At 71.5% G+C, this 15,236-nt stretch carries 16 protein-coding genes and 1 pseudogene; 7 read left to right on the top strand and 10 right to left on the bottom strand.

Annotation, left to right across the window (positions count from 1 at the left end):
- Positions 1 to 10: 10 nt before the first annotated feature.
- On the bottom strand, positions 11 to 622 hold the full coding sequence (locus ACNF49_RS00875; RefSeq protein ID WP_482942499.1) for a hypothetical protein: 612 nt from the start codon (positions 620 to 622) through the stop codon (positions 11 to 13).
- On the bottom strand, positions 619 to 1,380 hold the full coding sequence (locus ACNF49_RS00870; protein WP_482942498.1) for a MerR family transcriptional regulator: 762 nt from the start codon (positions 1,378 to 1,380) through the stop codon (positions 619 to 621). Before ACNF49_RS00870 ends, ACNF49_RS00875 begins: the two co-directional genes overlap by 4 nt.
- A gap of 153 nt (positions 1,381 to 1,533) precedes the next feature.
- Here ACNF49_RS00870 and ACNF49_RS00865 point away from each other — a divergent pair, with 153 nt between their 5' ends.
- Positions 1,534 to 2,475 carry a hypothetical protein gene (locus ACNF49_RS00865; RefSeq protein WP_482942497.1) on the top strand — a complete coding sequence of 314 codons (942 nt, stop codon included), beginning with the start codon at positions 1,534 to 1,536 and terminating at the stop codon, positions 2,473 to 2,475.
- Positions 2,476 to 2,597: 122 nt separating this feature from the next.
- Entirely contained in the window at positions 2,598 to 2,885 is a 288-nt protein-coding gene (locus ACNF49_RS00860; protein WP_357967073.1) for a hypothetical protein, read from the top strand.
- 74 nt (positions 2,886 to 2,959) lie between these two features.
- Here ACNF49_RS00860 and ACNF49_RS00855 read toward each other — a convergent pair whose 3' ends face one another.
- From ACNF49_RS00855 to ACNF49_RS00840, 4 genes are all read right to left on the bottom strand, one after another.
- Positions 2,960 to 3,766, bottom strand: coding sequence for a CPBP family glutamic-type intramembrane protease (locus ACNF49_RS00855; protein ID WP_482942496.1), 807 nt, complete (start codon positions 3,764 to 3,766; stop codon positions 2,960 to 2,962).
- Between the two features lie 105 nt (positions 3,767 to 3,871).
- Positions 3,872 to 5,068 (bottom strand): hypothetical protein, encoded by a 1,197-nt coding sequence (locus ACNF49_RS00850; RefSeq protein ID WP_482942495.1) that lies wholly within the window; start codon positions 5,066 to 5,068, stop codon positions 3,872 to 3,874.
- A gap of 119 nt (positions 5,069 to 5,187) precedes the next feature.
- The gene (locus ACNF49_RS00845; protein WP_482942494.1) at positions 5,188 to 5,556 is read right to left on the bottom strand and encodes a YdeI/OmpD-associated family protein; all 369 of its coding nucleotides are present in this window, start codon (positions 5,554 to 5,556) and stop codon (positions 5,188 to 5,190) included.
- Between the two features lie 5 nt (positions 5,557 to 5,561).
- Positions 5,562 to 5,975, bottom strand: coding sequence for a VOC family protein (locus ACNF49_RS00840; RefSeq protein ID WP_357967082.1), 414 nt, complete (start codon positions 5,973 to 5,975; stop codon positions 5,562 to 5,564).
- 92 nt (positions 5,976 to 6,067) lie between these two features.
- On the opposite strand from ACNF49_RS00840, the gene ACNF49_RS00835 reads away from it, so the two are divergent.
- Together ACNF49_RS00835 and ACNF49_RS00830 are read left to right on the top strand one after the other, a co-directional pair.
- Positions 6,068 to 7,177: a helix-turn-helix transcriptional regulator gene (locus ACNF49_RS00835; RefSeq protein ID WP_482942493.1), complete on the top strand. Its 1,110-nt coding sequence runs from the start codon at positions 6,068 to 6,070 to the stop codon at positions 7,175 to 7,177.
- Complete coding sequence (locus ACNF49_RS00830; RefSeq protein WP_482942492.1) at positions 7,138 to 7,554, top strand: hypothetical protein; 417 nt, start codon at positions 7,138 to 7,140, stop codon at positions 7,552 to 7,554. The genes ACNF49_RS00835 and ACNF49_RS00830 overlap by 40 nt, the downstream gene beginning before the upstream one ends.
- Positions 7,555 to 7,634: 80 nt before the next feature.
- Here ACNF49_RS00830 and ACNF49_RS00825 read toward each other — a convergent pair whose 3' ends face one another.
- On the bottom strand, positions 7,635 to 8,084 hold the full coding sequence (locus tag ACNF49_RS00825; protein ID WP_482942491.1) for a GNAT family N-acetyltransferase: 450 nt from the start codon (positions 8,082 to 8,084) through the stop codon (positions 7,635 to 7,637).
- Positions 8,085 to 8,110: 26 nt separating this feature from the next.
- Entirely contained in the window at positions 8,111 to 8,983 is an 873-nt protein-coding gene (locus tag ACNF49_RS00820) for a winged helix-turn-helix transcriptional regulator (RefSeq protein WP_357967096.1), read from the bottom strand.
- Between the two features lie 54 nt (positions 8,984 to 9,037).
- Between ACNF49_RS00820 and ACNF49_RS00815 the strand changes: the two genes are divergently transcribed.
- Both ACNF49_RS00815 and ACNF49_RS00810 read left to right on the top strand, forming a co-directional pair.
- Positions 9,038 to 10,309, top strand: a complete 1,272-nt coding sequence (locus ACNF49_RS00815) for an MFS transporter (RefSeq protein ID WP_482942490.1) — start codon at positions 9,038 to 9,040, stop codon at positions 10,307 to 10,309.
- A 57-nt stretch (positions 10,310 to 10,366) separates the two neighbouring features.
- Complete coding sequence (locus ACNF49_RS00810; protein ID WP_482942489.1) at positions 10,367 to 11,257, top strand: SMP-30/gluconolactonase/LRE family protein; 891 nt, start codon at positions 10,367 to 10,369, stop codon at positions 11,255 to 11,257.
- A gap of 93 nt (positions 11,258 to 11,350) precedes the next feature.
- Here the strand turns inward: ACNF49_RS00810 and ACNF49_RS00805 are convergent.
- Positions 11,351 to 12,139: pseudogene (locus ACNF49_RS00805) on the bottom strand (LysR family transcriptional regulator); the annotation flags it as partial.
- Between the two features lie 79 nt (positions 12,140 to 12,218).
- On the opposite strand from ACNF49_RS00805, the gene ACNF49_RS00800 reads away from it, so the two are divergent.
- Positions 12,219 to 13,424, top strand: a complete 1,206-nt coding sequence (locus tag ACNF49_RS00800; RefSeq protein ID WP_482942488.1) for an MFS transporter — start codon at positions 12,219 to 12,221, stop codon at positions 13,422 to 13,424.
- 18 nt (positions 13,425 to 13,442) lie between these two features.
- Here ACNF49_RS00800 and ACNF49_RS00795 read toward each other — a convergent pair whose 3' ends face one another.
- The gene (locus tag ACNF49_RS00795) at positions 13,443 to 15,026 is read right to left on the bottom strand and encodes an amidohydrolase family protein (protein ID WP_482942487.1); all 1,584 of its coding nucleotides are present in this window, start codon (positions 15,024 to 15,026) and stop codon (positions 13,443 to 13,445) included.
- Between the last annotated feature and the right edge of the window lie 210 nt (positions 15,027 to 15,236).

Raw genomic sequence — 15,236 nt, 5'->3', positions numbered from 1 at the left:
CCGGGATCTCTCACATGGTGGTGTGCGTGGGGGAGCGCAGGGCGGCGACCACGGCGGCGGGGTCGTCGGCGAAGAAGCGGATCGAGGTGACCTCGGCCCGCTTCCCGAGCGGCCGCACCGCGACGACCGGCTCGGTCAGCTCCACCGTCACGTTCGTCCTCGACGCGACCGCGACGCCCAGCCGCCCGCCGTCCACGTTGATCAGCCCCGTCTCGTTGTAGCTCTGGGCGGTCCGGACGGAGGCGATGAGGTCGCGGGGCACGCGGAGGTCGAAATAGGCGGCGTACCGGATACGCAGCTCGTCCTCGGTGACCACGTGGGGCCTGGTGACGGAGGCGGCGGCCATGAAGACGACGAACAGCAGGCTGTACAGGTCGCCGACCAGCACCGGCACGCGGATCGCCGCCGGCACGTCGTTCACCACCAGCAGCAGGTCCACGACCGCAGTCTCGACGACCATCGCGAACATGAACAGGCCCAGGGTGAACGCCTGCTCCTTGGCGTACGACACGGCGATCGCCCCCGCCGGAACGCCGTGCCGCCGTCGGGCCGCCCACAGGGCCACGCTGGTCAGCCCCGCCAGCTCGAACCTGAGGACCGCGCGCACCACGCCCATGATCACGTCTTCTCCTTCGGCTCGGTCTCCGTCAGTTTGGTGAAGAGCAGCTGGAGCACCTCCGCCTGCGCGGGCGACAACTCCCCGGTCATCGCCTCCATCCAGGACAGGTCGGCCCCCGGGCCGGAGGGCACCATCCCGGCCAGCTCGTCCGGTATGTGGGCGGCCATGTCCTCGGCGAGCGGCCCGATCCGCTCGTCCCCGGGCTGCGCGTCCGCCAGCTCGTCGAGCCGCCGGTACAGCTCGTGCCCGGCGGCGAGCGCGCCCGGCTCGGTCATCGGGCGCATCAGCTCGGCCAGCCCCGCCTGGCCCTCCTCGTCGGACAACATGGTGGCCAGGGTCAGCAGCTCGTGGTCGAACGCCCCGAAGGCCGACCCGCCGCCGCCCAGGTCGCGCAGCACGGCCGCCGCGTCGGGGGACATCATCGACTCCGGGCTCAGGCCGGGCTGCGCCAGCAACGCGGCCAGCCGGGCCCGCCGCGCCGCGATGGCCTCCTGCTGCCTGGCCAGGTCGGCGTCCAGCTCCTGCAACGCCTCCCGGAAGTCCGCGCCCCCGTCGTCGGCCAGCGCGTCCCGCAACTCCTCCAGCGACAGCCCGAGCGCGGCCAGATGCCGCACCCGCGCCAGCCGTACGGCGTCGCGCAGCCGGTACTCCCGGTAGCCGTTGGGAAGACGTTCAGGCTCGGGCAGGACTCCCAGGTGGTGGTAATAGCGCACGGTACGGGTCGAAACCCCGACCAGCGCGGCCAACTCGCCGATCCGCATGCCCTCATTGAACAGTTTGACGTCGCGTCAAGGTCAAGCCGGTGGGGTTCCGGCTCTCTGGCTGCTCGGGAGGAGCTTCGGGGGTCTGTGTTGATCTTTGGGAGCCGGACGGGGCCTGAGGAACGTCTGGTCCGGCCCGTTCGTCGTCATTGCGTGACCCTCTCCCCGGAACTTGACGAACGGCTGCGCGAGGCGTCCGCCCGGATGCACCGTGCCGAGCACGTCCGGCGCCTGCGCAAGAACGCCGCGCAGCAGATCGTGGAAGTCCGCGACACCCTGCAGGGCCTGGAGTCCGAGCTGGCCGACGAGGAGCGCGACGTCGCCCGGCTGGAGGGCGGGCTGTCCGCCGTCCTGTCCCGCATGCTGGGCAACCGGGAGGAGCGGCTGGCGCGCGAGCGCGCCGAGGTGGTGGTGGCCAGGGAACGCGTGGACGGTCACCGCGCCCGGCTCGCGCAGCTCGAAGCCGATGTCGCGGCGGCCGACGCCGAGCTGGAGGTGCTCGACCCCGCCTCCCGCGAGTACGCGCGGCTGCTGGTCGAGAAGGAGCAGCAGCTCATCAGGAGCGGCGACCCGTGTGCGCGGGAGCTGGCCGACCTCGGCGCCGCGCTCGACCGGCTGAGCGCCGAGCTGCGCGAGTGCGACGAGGCCCACCAGGCGGGGCAGGGCGCGCACGACGCGCTCGCCGTCGTGCTGCGCCTGCTCGGCTCCGCCAGGACGGCCTCCACCTTCGACGTGTTCGGCGGCGGCCTGATCGCCGACGCCTTCGAGCACGACAGGCTGACCAGCGCCGACAAGGCCGCCTGGCACGCCCAGCGGGCCCTGGACGTCTTCTCCCGCGAGCTGGCCGACACCGGGATCGCGGCCCGGCCGGTGATGCCCAAGGTGGACACCCGGTGGTTCGTGGACGCCTTCTTCGACAACATCATCAGCGACGTGCTCAAGCATCAGCGCATCGAGAAGACCAGGGCCGAGGTGCAGAAGCTGGCGCAGTGGGTGCGCGAGACCAGGGCGCACCTGAGGGGGCGGCGGGTCCAGTTGCTGGCCGAGCAGTCGCGGCTGCTGACCAGGCGCGAGGAACTGCTGCGTCCCGCGTAGCCGCTCGCCGGGCGCCACCGATCACTGTCGTCACGGATAGTAGTTGAATGACTGCGCTGCGTGAATGATGGGCGAGGACGCCGGCGCCACGGCGCCGTACCTCAAGGGACAGGAACGCGCTCATGCTCCGTACCACGACCAGTCTGACCGGCCTCGCCACCGCCGCCGCACTCGTCCTGAGCCTGGCGACCCCCGCCTCGGCCGCGACCGGCACCCTCTACATCAACCGGGCACAGTACGACGACCCCAGCGGCTGCTACACCTCCGACAGCGCGAACCCCTTCGTCTACAACCGGACCGACGAGGTGGCCATCGTGTTCCTCCGGCCGGGCTGCCAGGGGCCGGTGACCGGGGTGGTGCAGCCGAACGAGGGCCAGGAGATCGTCGGCACCAGCGTGTCCATCCGGTAGGGAAAATCGTCCGGCCACGGCCCCGCGGTGTTGTGCGGGGTCGTGGCCGTCGTCGTTCCAGGGAAGGGGGCGTCTCACAACGAGGCGGCGCCGGAGGCGAGGGCGACGATGCCGACGACGGTCATCAGGAGCGTCGTGCCGGGGTGCATGGTGATCGAGATGCGGATGTCCTGCTTCTTCCAGGCGAGCCAGACGCCGGGGTAGAGGAAGACGAGCTTCGACAGGACGGTCCAGGGGGCCCAGAAGTGGTACACGGAGAACAGGAGGGTGTTGAAGATCGGGGCCCACTTGCCGAGCTGCGGCAGGCGGGGCAGCAGGAAGCCGCGGAAGTAGTACTCCTCGATCAGCGGCAGGGTGAAACCGGTGAACGGCCCGCAGACGAGCAGCGTGGTGAGCACGACCGCATGCGGGTAGCCCTGGAGGTAGGTGGTGCCGGAGGGGCCGGCGCCCTGGTAGTCCACCCAGGTGAAGAACCAGTCGTAGACGAGGTTGTCCAGCGGGGTCAGCGAGAGCGAGACCACGGTCATCCACACCAGGCACGCGCCCCCGAGCCACATGACCTTGCCGCGTGAGAGCGGCTTGTCGCGGTAGCGGACGACGCCCTTCATCGTGAAGCGGCCGGTCTGCTTCTTGCCCAGCCACAGCAGGAACAGCTGGAGCGGGAAGAGCACGATCGCGAGGGCGAGGGCCCAGGCCGCGAAGATCGGCGCCTCCATCGCCCGTACCAGCGGGGCGGCGACGAACGTGTACACGGCTACGATGGCCGCGCCGGGCACCAGGTGCAGTGCGATGGAGAGCGGGACGGAGTGACGGTCCGCGAGGAGCTTCGCGACGAAGCCTGTCGGGTGGGTGCCGGCCGGGGGCCGCGTTGCTGTGTCCATGTCGGCAATCGTGGCCGGGCGACCCGACACGGCCCTGACATCGTTCTGACACGGCTTCGAGCCCCGTGAAAGGCGCACGTCACGAGGGGGCGGCGGGGAATGAGCTCATGGTTCGAGCAGCCACAACGCGGGCCTGCCGTCCTGGGCCCACTGCTCGGAGCCGATGTCGCCGAGTGCGTAGATCTCGCCGCCCGCCGAGGCGGCCAGGTCCGTGATCTCCGGCACCCCCTGGTCGACGGGTGCCCGCTCGCGGGTCCAGCGTCCGTCCGACAGGTGCCACAACATGCCGGAGCCCGTGGCCGCCCACAGCCCGCCCCGTCCGTCGGGCACCATGTCCACGAACGGGTCCGGCTGGTCGCCGACCGGGCCCCACCAGCAGCTCCACCGGCCGGCGGCGTTGCGCATCACCACGCTCCTGGAGATCGTGACGTCCTCCTGGTCCACGGGTTCGTGCTCGCCCCAGCTGTACGTGCCCGCGACCCAGAACTCCGCCGGCCCGGTCCGCGCCACACCCGCGATCCGCGTCCAGGGCTTGTCCGGGTGGACGGCCTCGGTGCCCGGAGGCAGGAGCATCCCGTCAGGCAAGGGGACGGCCTGCCAGCCCCGGTCCGTCCATCTCGACAGCTGGATCCGCGCCTGCTCCGCGTCCGGGTCGGAAGAGGCGATCACCCACGGCTCGTCGGTGCTGCCCGACAGCTTGTAGCTGTAGGAGTGCAGGGGCGCGGTCTGCCAGGCCGTACCGCTCCAGCGCATCGAGCGGTCGCCGAGCAGCACCCAGGCCCCCTGCGCCGCCAGCTCCTCGCCGCTGACGGCCTGCACGCCCAGGTCCACCTGCTCGCTTCGCCAGGCGCGGCCGTCCCAGGTGGACAGGACGTAGGTCGCCGCCGCGCTCTCGACGATCACCCAGGCTCTGTCGGCCGACGCGGCTCCCAGCCGGACCAGAGGGTCCTCGCCGAGCGGGAGCGCGGGGAGCTGCTTCCAGGACGAGCCGGTCCACTGCGCCGGCCACTGGGTGCGGCCGCTCCCGCGGAGAGCCCAGAGCGCGCCGTCCGGGGTGACCGTCGCCTCGGCGAGCTGTCCCTCCTCCGCCTCCGTCCAGGCCAGTCGCCAGGTCGAGCGGGGTAGCGTGGCGGGGCGCAGCTGGTCGACGTTCCTGCCGGGGGACGGGCAGGTGCCGGTGTTGGTCGTCAGCGGCGGTCCCAGCCGGTCGGTCAGCACGTCCAGCCTGGAGGACGCGGTGGTCGCCGGGGCGGCCGTGGACGCCGGTGGCGCGGGCCTGCCCGTCGCGCATGCCGCGAGCAAGAGGACACCGGCTAATGGGGCCAACCGCCGCACTTTGCTCTCCCTGTCTCGTATCTGGGTTCGTGACCGCTTCTCCATACGTTGTGGGATCCGTTGTGACCGAAGGTGGTTCACATCGTTCAGGCGGACAGGCTCGCGGGCCAGCGGCCGGTGCTCTTGGCGGCCTCGATCGCGGCGTGGCCCGCCGGGCGCATCCGGCCGGCGGCCGTCAGCGCCTCGGCCTTGGCGACGTTGATGCCGGACCAGGGGCTCCGGCGGGTGCGCGGCGAGTAGCGCTGGAGGTAGTAGTCGCGGTCGAAGGCCCTGCGGTGGCTGTCGATCCAGCCGTGGCACAGCGCTTCGTCCAGGGCCTGGTCGAGGGTGACGGTGGTCGCGGCGCTGTTCTTCTTGGCGATCAGCAGCCAGACGTCGGTGGCGGTCGCGTGGTGCTCGGTGAGCCAGGACTTCCAGGCCGCGGCGTCGTGCAGGATCAGGGCGTCGTCGGTCATCGTGGTCAGCCCTTCCGGCTCGCGAGCACGTTCATGTAGTGATGGTTGATCATGATGCCGAGGATGTTGCCGAAAGGGTCGCGGACCGAGGCGGTGGTGAAGCCGGGGCCGCGTTCGGTGGGCTCGTCGAACGGGGTGGCGCCCATCTTCAGCAGTCGTTCCCAGGTCGCCTCCAGGTCGTCGACGGCCCAGTAGGCGATCGCCCCGCGGTCCTCGGCGCTCCAGCCGTCGGGGGCGAACCGGGCGTCGATGATGCCGAGTTCGTGCTGGTAGTCGCCGACGCGGAACTCGACGTAGACGGGGTCGCCCTGTTCGGGGCGCTGGAAGTAGGCGGGGATGGCGAGCAGGTCGGCGTACCAGTCGCGGGCGGCTGCGACGTCGTGGGCGTAGAAGCTGATGGTGGTGAGTCCGCGGAGCATGTCCTGGGGCCTTTCGTGCGGTGGCTTGTGAGATCGATCCTTCCAGTCAAAGTGCTCATCGAATGAGCACTTTTTCTGGCATCGTCGAAGGCATGAGAGCGGATCGACTGGTGGCCGTCCTGCTGCTGATGCAGTCGCGCGGACGGGTGACGGCGGCGGACATCGCCGCCGAGATGGAGGTCTCGGTCGCCACGGCGCGCCGGGACCTGGAGGCCCTGTCGGCGGCGGGCATCCCCGTCTACCCGCAGGCCGGGCGCGGCGGCGGGTGGGCCCTGCTCGGCGGCGCCCGCACCGACCTGTCCGGGCTCAAGGCCTCCGAGGCCAGGGCGCTGTTCCTGCTGCTCGGCCCAGCCGCGGCGATCGCGCCGGAGGCCAAGGCCGCGCTGCGCAAGCTCGTACGGGCCCTGCCCTCGACGTTCCGGCAGGAGGCCGAGGCGGCGGCGGACGCCGTCGTGGTCGATCCGGCCCGCTGGGGCGAGCACCGCCGTACCCGGCCCGCGCTCGTCAACCTGCTGGAGGACGCGGTGGTCCGGCGCCGGAAGGTCCGCCTCACCTACTCCGGACGGGAGCGCGTCGTCGCACCGTACGGCCTCGTCGACAAGGACGACACCTGGTACCTGATCGCCGGCACCCCCGACGGGCAGCGGACCTTCCGCGTCGACCGGGTCACCGACGCCGAGGTCACCGAGGAGCCGGCCGAGCGTCCGCCTGACTTCGACCTCGCGACGGCCTGGGACGAGGTCGTCACCGCGATGGAGGCCAGGCGCGCGACGACCACGGCCACCGCGACCATCGAGGCCCGCTACCTGCGCGTCCTGCGCGACCGCTTCGGCCGCCACTGCGAGGTGATCTCCCACGGGGAGCGGGTGCGCGTCACGCTCACCGCGCCGACCGCGCTGGACATCGCCCGCCAGCTCGCTGGTTGGGGCGACCTCGTCGTCGTGGAGGGCCCGGAGTCCGTCCAGAAGGAGCTGAGGGAGCTGGCCACCCAGGTCACAGCACTGTACGGCCCCCTGGACGACGGCGGCCGGAACCCGGTTCCTCCCCTCCCTGCCCAGGGGAAGAGCCCCTCTGCCGGCTCGGGATCGGCGTGCGGCTGGCGACCGGCTGCGGCTGGTCCTACGGTGAGGATCCGGTACGTCGACCGTGGGAGGGGATCCGCGTGGACCCGATCGTTCTGGCCGCCGGCACGGCTCTGGTGACGGCCCTGGCCACCGACGCCTGGCAGTCGGCTCGCGACGGCGCGGTGGCGTTGTGGCGGAAGGTTCGCCCCGAGCAGGCCGAAGTCGTCGAGGCGGAGCTGGTCGAGGTGCGCGAGCAGGTTCTCCAGGCCCGCGGGGAAGGCGATGCCGACACCGAGCGGGCGCTGGCCGGGGCCTGGCAGATCCGGTTGCAGCAGCTGCTGCGCGCCGACCCGTCGCTGGCGGGCGAGCTGCGGCGGGTGCTGGACGAGGTGCTGACCCCGGCGGCGGAGCCCGCCGGTTCGGAGCGGATCGGCTCGCTGGTGATGAAGGCGAAGGCCGGCGGTCACGGGCGCATCTACCAGGCCGGCCGCGACCAGACCATCCACGAGCGGTGACCTCGTCCCCGGCGCACCGGACACGGCCGCGGATGCCATCAGCTCCACGTGGCCCGGTGAGCGGGGAGGGGCGTTGCCGGCTACTTCTGGGACGTGTCGCGGCGGTAGGTGTAGAGGATGAGTCCTTCGTGGAATCTGCCCAGCTTGTCGTACAGTGCGCGGGCCTGGGCGTCTTCCAGGGTGTTCCAGTAGAGGCTCGGGTAGCCGTGGTCCTGGGCGTCGCGGGCCACCCACTCGATCACCGCCGTCGCGATGCCCCGCCGCCGGTACTCGGCATCCACGAACAGGTCCGCCATGTAGCACCTCCCGGCGTACCAGACGCTGGCGTGGAACAGGTAGTGCGCGATGCCCACCATCTCGCCGTCCAGGCGGGCGGTGATCCCGCGGGTCTGCTCGTCGTCGATCAGGCGCCGCCAGGTCCGTTCGTATGCGTCGTCGTCGCGTTCGGTGCCGAAGTAGGCGTCCTGACCGCGGGCCAGCACTTCCCAGCGGGCGCGGTCGGGTTCGGTCAGTAAGTTGATCTCCAGCATGGCGCCATCCTGCCGCAGGCCGACGGTCAGCGGTCGCGGACGAGGGCGAGCATCTCGTCCACCGAGCCGGCCGGATCGGTGATCGGGAACTGCACGGCCCGGACGACCGCGCCAGGGTCGACCAGTAGGGTGAGGCGTTTGAAGCGGTCGACGCCGGCCGTGCGGAAGGTCGGCAGCAGCAGCCCGGCGGCGAGTCTGTCGTTCTGGTCGGACAACAGGGGAAAGGGCAGTTTCGCGTGCGTGACGAACGCGGCCAGCTGGTCGGGGCGCTGGGTGCTCACGCCTCGGATCGTGGCGCCCGCCGCCTCGAAGTCGGCGAACCGTGACGCGTAGGTGAGAGCCTCCAGGGTGCAACCTCTCGTCCCCGGGATGTCGCCCCAGCCGGGCGGGTAGTCCTGGGCGCCCGGGGCGAACGCGCCGGGGAAGAAGTAGAGCACCGTCCAGACACCCGGCGCGTTGGGCGCGACCAGCTCGCCGTCATGTCGTTCCAGCACGACGTCGGGGAGCTTCCGGCCGACCAGCTCGTGCACGCGGCGGCTCTCGGCGGAGCCGTTCTCGCTGGTCGCGGTCAGGGCGCCGTCGCCCATCACGTGCCTTACGCCCCAGTCCTGGAGGGCGATGAGCGCCGGCAGCAGACCTTCGCCCTTCGCCGTCAGCACGTAGTCGTGGCGCGGGGGGCGGGTGGAGTAGGGCCGCCGTTCGAGCACGCCGTGTTCGACCAGGTTGGCCAGGCGTTCGGCCAGGGCCCGGCGGCTGACGCCGAGCTCGCGCTGCAGGCCGTCGAAGCGGGTGGTGCCGCCCGCGATGTCGCGCACCACCAGGAACGTCCACCAGTCGCCGATCACGCCGAGCGCTTGCGCGATGCCGCAGTCGGAGTCGGGGAGATCGGCGCGCTTCACGTACTCCAGTATAGTGCGTTCCAGATTGGAACTTACTAGGTGAGGAGCGCGGGGATGGGGTTCGACAGCGGAGGTGGGGCGGCGGTCTTCTGGCGGTGGTGGACGGCCGGCACGACCAGCGCGGTCGGCTCGGCGGTCGGCGCGGTGGCGTTACCGCTGACGGCCCTGACGGTGCTCGACGCCTCCGCGTTCGAGATGGGCCTGATCGCCGCCGCCGGTTACGTCGCCTGGATCGTGATCGGCCTGCCCGCCGGGGTGATCGTGCAGCGGCTCCCGATGCGAAGGGTGCAGGTCGTCGCCGACCTGGCGCGCGCGGCGGCGGTCGTCTCCATCCCGCTGGCCTGGTGGCTGGACGAGCTGACCATCGCCCAGCTGGTGATCGTGGCCCTCGTGATCAGCTTCGCGAACGTGCTCTTCGACGTCGCCAACTCGACCTTCCTGCCGTCGATCGTGAGCAAGGAGCAGCTGCAGTCCCGCAACAGCCTGACCTCCGGCACCCACGCCACCACCCAGCTCGGCGGGCCGTCGGTCGGCGGTCTCGTCGTCCAGGTGCTCGGGGCGGTGCCCACTCTCCTCGTGGACGCGGTCAGCTACCTCGTCTCGGCCCTGCTGCTGCGGACCCTGCCCGAACGCCGCCCCGAGATCCCCGACCGCTGGCCGCCGATGCGCGAGATGATCCGCGAAGGCTGGCGGTTCGTCGCGCGTCACCCGGTCATGGGTCCGTGCATGTGGGCCGCCACCGCGGTGAACACGGTCTGCGGGGCGCAGCACGCGCTCTACGCGCTCTACCTGGTACGCGAGCTGCACGCCGAGCCTGGCCTCGTCGGCCTGCTGCTGGCGGTGGAGGGCGTCGGCACGCTGATCGGCGCGGCGTCGACGAGCCGGCTCACGGCCAGGTTCGGCACCGCCCGTACGCTGGTCGGCGCGGGCTTCGTCGCGGTGGCCGGGGCGCTCGTCATCCCTCTCGGCCACGGCTGGCAGGGCTTCGCCGCGTTCGCCGTCGGCAACGTGGTGTTCGCCGCCGGGGTCGTGGTGCTCAGCGTGGTGACCCGGACGTACCGGCAGCTCGCCAGCCCGCCCGAGCTGCTGTCCCGGGTGATGGCCACGGTCCGCTTCGTCTCCTGGGGCGCGATCCCGGTCGGCGGGTTGCTGGCCGGGGTGATCGCCGGGCTGCTCGGCGCCCGGGCGACCCTGTTGATCTTCGTCGTCGCGGCCGTCTGCGTGCCGCTGGTCCTGCTGGCCTCACCGATCCGGCGCCTGCGCGACCTCACCGACCATCAGGGGAGCGAGGAGACCCCCGGCTCGCATGGTGTCCCGATCGCATGATGATTCGCGGAAGTGGCGGTGACGTCATGGCGATCTTGCGGCGACAGGATCACAGCCATGAAGCGCATCCCCCTCTTCCTCTCCACCGTCGCGCTGCTGACGCTGGTCGCCACGCCGGCCCAGGCCGCCGCACTGCGCCCGATCGTCGTGCAGCCGTACGGCGACCTCACCGAGGGCGTCACCGTCGCGCCGGACGGCACGATCTACGTCGGCCTGCTGACCAAGGGCGAGATCAGGAAGGTCGACAGCACCGGCACCGACAGCCTGCTGGCCGCCCTGCCCATCGGCGAAGGCAAGCTGAACGGCCTGGCCACCGACCGCCGCGGCAACGTCTACGCCGCGCTCAACTCCGGTGAGGCCGCCACCAACGGCATCTGGCGGATCACCTCCTACGGCGAGGCCAAGCTCTACGCCGCGCTGCCGATCGGCTTCGCCAACGGCCTCGCCTTCGGCCCCGACCACGCGCTCTACGTCACCGACACCACGAACAGCGTCGTCTACCGCGTGGCCGACGGCAAGGCGGCGGTCTGGGCCAAGTCGTCCCTGCTGGTCGGCTCGGACGGCACCGGCGCGAACGGCATCGCCTGGCGTTCGGGCGCGTTCTATGTGGCCGTGTCCGACGAAGGGCAGATCGTCCGCATCCCGTACGGCAAGGGCGGCAAGGCGGGCGTGCCGACCGTGTACGTCAAGGACGCCAAGCTGGCCGGCGCCGACGGCGTGGCCTTCGACGTGCGCGGACAGCTCTACGTGCCGAGCTACACGGGCAACACCCTCAGCATCGTCCGCACCGGCGGCGGCGTGGAGGTGCTGGCCGACAAGCTGGACAGCCCGGCCAGCCTGGCCTTCGACGGCAAGGCGCTCTACTTCGTCAACATCGGCGGCAACGGTGCGCCCAGCCTGATGAAGACCAAGGTCAAGCTTCCCGGTCAGCCGCTGCTGCGCGGCTGACCCCGCTCCGCCGCCCGCGGCCGGCGGGCCGATCAGGCCGAGGAACGCCGCGGCCGCCGCGGACGGGTGGGCGCCCCAGATCAGGTGCTCCACCCGGGCCGGGGCGTCGCGGAGGCGGACGAGGCCGAGGTTCGGGAAGCGGGGGGCGTACGCGGCGGGCAGCAGGCCCACGCCGAGGCCGTGCCGGACCAGGTCGACCATGAACTCGGCGGAGGTGACCTCGAAGGCGACCTCGCGGTGTACGCCGGCCGCCGCGAACGCCACGTCCGACTGGATGCGCCCGGCGTGACCGGCGCGGAAGTCGATGAACGGCTCGTCGGCGAGGCCGCGCAGGTCGCTCTCGCCACCCGCGAGTGGGTGGTCCGGCGCGACGACGGCGACCAGCTCGCCCCTGGCCAGCGGGCGGCTCTGGACGGCCTTCGGCTCCGCGCGGGTCGGCAGGCCGAGGAAGGCGACGTCCGTCTCGCCCCGCCGGACGCGTTCGATCAGGTCTTCGCTGCCGGCGGAGACCAGCGTGATGCGCACCCGCGGGTGCCGGCGGCGGAACTCCTTCAGCACGACCGGCAGGTCCACGGCGGAGACCGTGGGGATCGAGCCCACGGCGAGCCGACCGCGGATCTCCCCGCTGGCCGCGGCGACCTCGGTCCGCGCCCGGTCGGCGGCCTCCAGGCAGTCGCGGGCCGCGGGCAGGAACGCCTCCCCGGCCGTGGTCAGCCGTACGCGGCGGCTGGTGCGCTCGAACAGCCGGGCGCCCAGCTCCCGTTCCAGGGCGGCGATCTGGTGGCTGAGCGCCGACTGCACGACCCGGCAGCGCTCGGCGGCCCGGGTGAAGTTGCTGGTCTCGGCGACGGCGAGGACGTACCGCAGCTGTTGAAGCTCCATGGATCAATCGTGCCGCACGATCAATCGCGATGAAAACTATGTGTTGGACTCATCGATGGAGTCTCGGCAGGCTTGTCCCATGACGCAAACTCTTTCTCCGCAGGCGACACGCTCCGCCTTCCGGGCGTGGGCCGGGGTCGCCGCGATCACGGCCAGCCTTTTCGTCTTCCTCACGACCGAGTTGATGCCGGTGGGGCTGCTGACCCCGCTCAGCGAGGACCTGGGCATCTCCGTGGGCGCGGCCGGCTTGATGGTGACGTTGCAGGGCGTGTCGGCCGGGCTGGGCGTGCCGTTCATCGTGGCGTGGTCGAGGCGGGTCAACCGGCGGGTGCTGTTGTCGGTCCTCCTGGCGGTGCTGGCCGTGGGCAACCTGGTGACCGGCATCGCGCCAAGCTACACGGTGATCCTGACGACGCGGCTCCTGCTGGGCTTCGCCAGCGGCGTGTTCTGGGCCATCGGCGTGAGCATGGCGATGCGGCTGGTCGAGGAGCGGCACGCCAACCGGGCCGCGGCCATCGTGATGTCCGGCATCTCGATCGCCACCGTGGTCGGCATCCCGCTCGGCACCTTCCTGGAGAGTCTCACCGACTGGCGCACCACGTTCCTCATCTGGAGCGGGCTGAGCGCGCTGGTGTTCCTGGCGGTCGCCGGCACGATCCCGTCGCTGCCGTCGGCGAACGCCGTCTCGGTCCGCGAGGTGTTCGGGCTCCCGCTGCGGAACGTGCCGCTGCGCCTGGTGCTGTTCACGGTGGTGCTGTTCGTGCTCGGCCACTTCGGGGCCTACACCTTCGTCCGGCCCTTCATGGAGGCCAACGCGGGCGCCTCGCCGCTGCTGGTGACCGGGGTGCTGATGGTGTTCGGGGTCGCCGGCGCGATCGGCAACTTCGTCGCCGGGCACACCGTGAGCCGGAGTCTGCGGGGCAGCTTCGTCGTCGGCGCCGCTGGGCTCGTGACCGCCATGCTGCTGCTGCTCGCGATCGGCGACAGCGCCACGGGGGCGATCGTGGCGCTGGTCGTCTGGGGGCTGTCGTTCGGGGTGGTGCAGCTCGCCCAGGTCAACATGACGCTCGCCGCCGCGCCGGAGACCTTCGAGGCGGCCATGTCGCTCAACACGATGGCGTACAACACCTCGATCGCGCTCGGCGCGCTCTTCGGCGGGCTGTTCGCCGACAACGTCGGGGTGACCAGCGTCGTGTGGTTCGGCGTGGCGCTGACCGCGGGCTCGCTGCTGCTCAACCTCGCCACCGGCCGGCGGACCTCGCGGTCCGTCCAGCCGGTCGCGTGAAGGACGGGGACGCCCGCCTCACGGCAGTCGCCGCGCGGCGGTCGCCTCCCACGTCCGCAGGTACGATTCCGCGCCGCTCGCCAGGTCACGGACGATGTCCTGACCGGCGAGCAGGCGCATGTCCTCGATCCAGTCGGGGACCAGGCCGTAGTTGGCCACGCCGTCGACGTTGACGTCCCAGACCCGCTGCCCGGTGCGCTGGCGGTCGAGGCGCACGCTCCCGTCGAAGGACGTGAACGGGTACGTCACCGGGTTCGCGGCGTTGCCCGCGCGCGGGGCGGGCAGGCGGCCCATGCCGTTGACGTCCAGGCCGTAGCCGTATCCCACGTTGTACTGCTGCCGCAGCGGCGCGGTGCGCCGCCACTCCGCGACGAAGTCGGTGGAGTTGTGGCCGTACTGGGTGATCATGCCGCCGAGAGCGTAGATCCGGCTGAAGAAGCCGGGGTCGGCCCAGCTGTGGGAGGAGATCACGCCGGGGTAGCGGGCCGCCTCCAGCAGGCCGAGCGTCTGAGCCGCGGCCTTCACGCTCATGTGGTCGATCTCCACCATCATGCCGCGCCGGATCAGGCCCTGGACCATGTACGTGCCGAGCGAGGTCAGCCCCCGGGTGTTGCAGTGGGGCGCCGGCGGGTACAGCGGCAGCGAGACGCCCGGCGGCAGCAGCCGCGCGATCTGGTCGGGCAGCACGCCGGCCGGGTCGATGGTGTTGTCGTGCTCGGGGCCGGTGCAGGTGCGGGCCTGCCAGAACGAGCCGGTGGACAGCAGGTTGCCGACGTTGACGATCGCGCCCTGGGTGCCGGAGTCGAAGCGCACGCCGCACAGCGCGTTGTCGTACTTGTGGCAGACGAACATGCTGCGCACGCCGAGCGCGTACATCTCGTCCAGGCCCCGGTCGATCTGGGACTTCGTGCACTGCGGGATGCCGAAGATCTGCCGGCAGCCGAACGGCTCCGACGTCTCGATCCCGAGGACGACGGCCAGCTTGCCGGCCGCGGCCACGTTCCTGGCCTCGGCGGGGTCGTCGACGATGCGGAACCAGCCGCGTCCGGGGCCGCCCGACTCGGCGTCGATGTGGTCCTGCAGCTCACGGGCCCGCTGGGCCTGCAGGCGGATGGACGTCATCTCGTCGCAGGAGTACTTCTTCAGCGGGTAGATCGCGCACAGCTGCCTGTTGGCCACCAGGTCGTTCACCAGCACCCGGAGCCCGCCGCGCCAGGCGCGCTCGACCCAGGTGTAGTACGCCTGCTGGTGGGTCAGCGAGTCGTGGGCCGGCCAGTCGCGGAAGGTGGGCCAGCCCACCGGGTCGTGGGTGCCGGTGGCCTTGCCGGTCCTGGTGAAGTTCTCGTACCAGGCCAGCTCGCCGTTCGGGTAGTGGTCGGGGCAGTCGGTCAGCGCCTCCTCGATGCCGTCGGGGTCGAACGGCTTGCCGCACATGAGCATGCCGCCGAACGTCTCGTACGAGAACAGGTGGCTGTGGCCGTCCACGAAGCCGCTCACGGCGGCGGCGGCGTGCGCGGCGGCGGTCGGGACGGACGGCGCGACCAGCGCGCCGGTCAGGAGAAGGACGGCTGCGGCCGCCCGGCGGATGAGACGGTGGAACACGGGACCACCTCCCAGGCTGCGGTACCGGGGTCGCCGCAAGCATCCACCGCCGGAGGGGTCCCGGCAAGACCGAACATGAGCTGATCTCATCTAAATCCGCGACCGAAATGTCAGACGCCCACGTCGTCGGCCAGGCGGCCGGCGGCAGGGGCGTCCGAACGGCCACTGCCACGAGTTCCGCACGGACGTTCCATGAGTTTTCCGCATGGG

The organism is Actinomadura sp. ATCC 39365, from assembly GCF_054392275.1.
Note: the sequence above shows the minus strand (reverse complement) of the source record. Positions and strands in the feature narration are given on the sequence as shown.

Excerpts from the sequence above, each read along its gene's own strand:
- ACNF49_RS00835 (WP_482942493.1), top strand. The coding sequence starts at position 6,068 with ATGAGAGCGGATCGACTGGTGGCCGTCCTGCTGCTGATGCAGTCGCGC.
- ACNF49_RS00845 (WP_482942494.1), bottom strand. The coding sequence starts at position 5,556 with ATGACCGACGACGCCCTGATCCTGCACGACGCCGCGGCCTGGAAGTCC.
- ACNF49_RS00855 (WP_482942496.1), bottom strand. The coding sequence starts at position 3,766 with ATGGACACAGCAACGCGGCCCCCGGCCGGCACCCACCCGACAGGCTTC.
- ACNF49_RS00815 (WP_482942490.1), top strand. The coding sequence starts at position 9,038 with ATGGGGTTCGACAGCGGAGGTGGGGCGGCGGTCTTCTGGCGGTGGTGG.
- ACNF49_RS00870 (WP_482942498.1), bottom strand. The coding sequence starts at position 1,380 with ATGCGGATCGGCGAGTTGGCCGCGCTGGTCGGGGTTTCGACCCGTACC.
- ACNF49_RS00825 (WP_482942491.1), bottom strand. The coding sequence starts at position 8,084 with ATGCTGGAGATCAACTTACTGACCGAACCCGACCGCGCCCGCTGGGAA.
- ACNF49_RS00800 (WP_482942488.1), top strand. The coding sequence starts at position 12,219 with ATGACGCAAACTCTTTCTCCGCAGGCGACACGCTCCGCCTTCCGGGCG.
- ACNF49_RS00840 (WP_357967082.1), bottom strand. The coding sequence starts at position 5,975 with ATGCTCCGCGGACTCACCACCATCAGCTTCTACGCCCACGACGTCGCA.
- ACNF49_RS00810 (WP_482942489.1), top strand. The coding sequence starts at position 10,367 with ATGAAGCGCATCCCCCTCTTCCTCTCCACCGTCGCGCTGCTGACGCTG.
- ACNF49_RS00860 (WP_357967073.1), top strand. The coding sequence starts at position 2,598 with ATGCTCCGTACCACGACCAGTCTGACCGGCCTCGCCACCGCCGCCGCA.